Source organism: Nostoc sp. CHAB 5715 (assembly GCF_020829685.1).
GTDB lineage: Bacteria > Cyanobacteriota > Cyanobacteriia > Cyanobacteriales > Nostocaceae > Nostoc.
The window spans coordinates 1-4084 of record NZ_JAIVFR010000705.1 but is presented as its reverse complement, the minus strand read 5'-3'; the positions used below and the strand labels follow the sequence as shown (position 1 = coordinate 4084).

At 43.1% G+C, this 4084-nt stretch carries 6 protein-coding genes; 4 read left to right on the top strand and 2 right to left on the bottom strand.

The annotated features are described in order from the left end of the window. Nucleotides 1-247: 247 nt before the first annotated feature. The 4 genes from ispG (at nucleotide 248) to LC574_RS29470 (ending at nucleotide 3226) form a co-directional block, all read left to right on the top strand. Nucleotides 248-1474 (top strand): (E)-4-hydroxy-3-methylbut-2-enyl-diphosphate synthase, encoded by a 1227-nt coding sequence (ispG, locus tag LC574_RS29485; RefSeq protein WP_229457169.1) that lies wholly within the window; start codon nucleotides 248-250, stop codon nucleotides 1472-1474. Nucleotides 1475-1521: 47 nt separating this feature from the next. Continuing rightward, nucleotides 1522-1716: a hypothetical protein gene (locus LC574_RS29480; protein ID WP_229457168.1), complete on the top strand. Its 195-nt coding sequence runs from the start codon at nucleotides 1522-1524 to the stop codon at nucleotides 1714-1716. A gap of 90 nt (nucleotides 1717-1806) precedes the next feature. Then, complete coding sequence (gene ctpC, locus LC574_RS29475; RefSeq protein WP_229457167.1) at nucleotides 1807-3090, top strand: carboxyl-terminal processing protease CtpC; 1284 nt, start codon at nucleotides 1807-1809, stop codon at nucleotides 3088-3090. After that, a complete protein-coding gene (locus tag LC574_RS29470; protein ID WP_229457166.1) occupies nucleotides 3056-3226 on the top strand; it encodes a hypothetical protein in 171 nt (56 codons plus the stop codon). The genes ctpC and LC574_RS29470 overlap by 35 nt, the downstream gene beginning before the upstream one ends. Before the next feature lie 22 nt (nucleotides 3227-3248). On the opposite strand, the gene LC574_RS29465 is transcribed toward LC574_RS29470, so the two are convergent. Continuing rightward, nucleotides 3249-3434: a DDE transposase family protein gene (locus tag LC574_RS29465; RefSeq protein ID WP_229457165.1), complete on the bottom strand. Its 186-nt coding sequence runs from the start codon at nucleotides 3432-3434 to the stop codon at nucleotides 3249-3251. A gap of 463 nt (nucleotides 3435-3897) precedes the next feature. Then, on the bottom strand, nucleotides 3898-4084 hold a 187-nt coding region (locus LC574_RS29460; protein WP_229457164.1), incomplete at its 5' end, for a hypothetical protein.

Sequence of the window (4084 nt, the reverse complement as noted above, 5' to 3'; positions counted from 1 at the left end):
AGTCTTTGAAGTATCTACTATGGTCATAGAATTACCCTGATATTAGTAGTATTTATAACTCAGTGAAAGAGCGATCGCTACTCACTTAGAAGAGTTTTTAAGCAGCATATCTTTAATTCTTTGCCTGTTTTATTCTCCATTTTTTTTTCTATATAATCACCAAAAGGGCCACCACCTGTGGCAATCTGGAAAACAGAGATTTATCAAATCTGATATTTTAACGACAGCAAATTTACCTAATCAGGTTATGCAAACTCTGCCCATAGTAGATACTTCAAAGACTACATCCAGTCAACCTACCTTTGATACAACTATCAAGCGGCGTAAAACCCGTCCCGTAAAGGTGGGAAATGTCACCATTGGCGGTGGCTACCCTGTTGTAGTGCAGTCAATGATTAACGAAGACACCCTTGATATTGATGGTTCCGTGGCTGGTATTCGTCGTCTGCACGAAATAGGCTGCGAAATTGTCCGCGTCACAGTGCCGAGTATGGCTCATGCTAAAGCTTTAGCAGAAATTAAACAAAAATTAATAAAAACTTACCAAGACGTGCCCATTGTGGCTGATGTCCATCACAACGGGCTGAAAATCGCTTTGGAAGTCTCCAAGCACATAGAAAAAGTACGGATTAATCCGGGGTTGTATGTGTTTGAAAAGCCAAACCTCAATCGAACCGAGTATACTAAAACCGAATTTGACGAAATTGGCGATAAAATCCGCGAAACCTTAGAACCTCTAGTAGTTTCTTTGCGAGATCAAGGTAAATCAATGCGAATTGGGGTAAATCACGGTTCCCTCGCTGAAAGGATGCTATTTACCTACGGTGACACCCCAGAAGGCATGGTGGAATCTGCCATAGAATTCATTCGCATCTGTGAATCTCTAGATTTCCGCAACTTGGTAATTTCGATGAAAGCCTCACGAGTACCAGTGATGCTAGCTGCCTATCGCCTTATCGCCAAGCGCATGGATGAACTGGGTATGGATTATCCGCTACATTTAGGCGTTACGGAAGCCGGTGATGGCGAATACGGGCGAATTAAATCCACGGCTGGTATTGCTACCTTACTTGCTGATGGCATTGGCGATACAATTCGCGTCTCACTTACAGAAGCACCAGAAAAAGAAATTCCCGTCTGTTATAGCATTCTCCAAGCTTTGGGATTGCGAAAAACGATGGTGGAGTACGTCGCTTGTCCTTCCTGTGGACGCACTTTGTTTAACCTAGAGGAAGTGCTGCACAAAGTTCGGGAAGCCACTAAACACTTAACTGGTCTTGACATAGCGGTTATGGGTTGTATTGTCAATGGCCCCGGAGAAATGGCGGATGCCGACTATGGTTATGTTGGCAAAACACCTGGTTACATTTCTTTGTATCGTGGTAGAGAGGAAATTAAAAAAGTCCCAGAAGATAAAGGTGTAGAGGAATTAATTAATCTGATTAAGGGAGATGAACGCTGGGTAGAACCGTAAGGGGAGCAGGGGAAGCAGGGGGAGACAAGGGGATAAGGTGACAAGAGGTGATAACTGGTGATAACTTGCAACAAGTCTTTCCCCTTGTCCCCATGCCCAATGCCCAATGCCCCATGCCCCATGCCCCATGCCCCATGCCCAATGCCCAATGCCCAATGCCCAATGCCCAATGCCCCATGCCCCACTTCCAAAAATCTTGTATAAACCATCAAGTTCGCCGGATTGTCAAGTATTTTGTTTAAATTAAGGATACATACTCGGTCTCTACAGTGGTAGGCTGTGTTAGATTGAGCATACTGACTATATATTTTCCCTCTGACGCAGCTGTCATTATGGTGACTACAAAAAGTATTCTTGTTTTGGGTGCTACGGCAGTGACACTCTCTACGATCGCTGTTGCTAGCCTTGGCATTCATTCTCGAGGTCAGGCTTTATTTAAAGCAAGTCCCAAAGAATTGGTAGATGAAGTTTGGCAAATTGTTCAACGCCAGTATGTAGACGGTACTTTTAATCAGGTAGATTGGCAGGCTGTTCGTAAGGAATACTTGAGCAAGTCTTACAGTAATCCGCAGGAAGCGTATAAATCCATTCGGGAAATGCTCAAAAAGCTAGAAGACCCTTATACCCGGTTTATGGATCCAGCGGAATTCAAGAATATGCAAGTGGATACCTCTGGAGAACTGACAGGCATTGGGATCACGATCAGCCAGGATGAAAAAACTAAGCAATTGGTTGTAATTGCGCCAATCGAAGATACACCAGCTTTTAAAGCTGGTGTTTTAGCAAAAGATATCATCCTTAAAATCGACGGCAAAAGCACCAAGGGGATGGATACTACTCAGGCAGTATCCATGATTCGAGGTGAAGCAGGATCGCAAGTCCGCTTAACGATTGGGCGCGATGGTCAGACAAAAGAGTTTAACATCAAACGGGCGCGGATTGAAATTCATCCAGTTAAATATTCGCAAAAGAAAACTCCAGCAGGTAATCTTGGCTACATTCGCCTGAACCAGTTCAGCGCCAATGCTGGTAAAGAAATGCAAACTGCTATCAAGGATTTAGAAAGCAAACGAGTAGCTGGATATATCCTTGATCTGCGTGGTAATCCGGGTGGCTTACTCTTCTCCAGTGTAGACATTGCCCGGATGTGGATAGATAAAGGTAAGATTGTCTCCACCGTTGAACGCCAAGGAGAGGCTGAAAAAGAAGAAGCAAACGGACGCGCCTTGACGAATAAACCTTTGGTGGTGCTGGTGGATAAAGGTTCAGCCAGTGCAAGTGAAATCCTCTCAGGGGCTTTGCAGGACAACAAGCGTGCTACTTTGGTTGGTACTCAAACCTTTGGTAAGGGACTAGTGCAATCGGTGCGTCCCTTGGAAGATGGCTCAGGATTGGCGGTAACAATTGCTCATTACTATACCCCCAACGGTACAGATATTAATCATAAAGGTATTAGTCCAGATGTGAAGGTAGATTTGACCAAAACCCAGATGGAGGAATTGTGGCTTCATGAACGTGACAAACTCGCTACTTTAGCAGATCCTCAATTCGCTAAAGCAGTGGACGTGATAGGTAAAAAAATTGCTGCTAAGGGCGCAACCACAGCAGAAAAATGAAGAGTTGGGAATAAAGTTAGGAGTGAATAGTGAGGAGTTGGGAATAAAGTTAGAAGTGAATAGTGAGGAGTTAGGAATAAAGTTAGGAGTGAATAGTGAAGAGTTAGGAATAAAAACCATAATTGTGAACTCCTAACTCCTAACTCCTAACTCCTAACTTAAACTGGTTGGCACTTTCCAGCCCTAATAAGTCCGACACGCCGAGCGATCGCTTCTTCTTGCGAACTAAAAGGCCCCCACTGTTCTATAATCTTTACATTATCGTCTCCAACTTTGTCGCTAGGGACAATTTCGCAATTACCAACAGAAAGCTTGACAATATACCAAGTTTGTGATTCATTCATACTTGAAATAAATATTTGTTTTTTACAGTAAAAATTCTACGGCATAGAGAAAATATTTTCGCACGTATGCGATGCCGTACCACTTCGTGGAAGCAAGCTACGCAAAGCCTCTCGTAGAGAAGGCGGGCTGCGCCAACGCGTCGGATCTGATTTAGCTATAGGCTACACTCACCAACCAGTTCCGTACAGTCTTAACAATTCAAAATTCAAAACTTGTACTGAGCGTAGCCGAAGTATTCAAAATTCAAACATTTTAGACATTTCAGACGGGGATTTAAACCCCGACTGAAACTGGTGCTACATATAGATGTAGGGGTCTTAAACCCTTGAACTTACGATAAATGTTTAAATTGTCATCTTGAGCGGAGCGAAGCATCTGGTGAAATTCTTCTCTGATTTAGCTATAGGCTACACTCACCAACCAGTTCCGTACAGTCACGTCGCTTCGCTCCGAATTCAAAATTCAAAATTCAAAATTCACGGCATAAAATCCCCATAAATAAATGTATTGGCTCTGAAGCAAGGACTTTTTGGCGTTAAAGCTGAAGCATCGTGGCACAATTGTTTTTATATTTTCCATAAATGAATTTAGGGGCTTGTATCCTTTTTGTCTTCGGTCATTAAAGTAGAAAGTAATTTCAGTATTATTT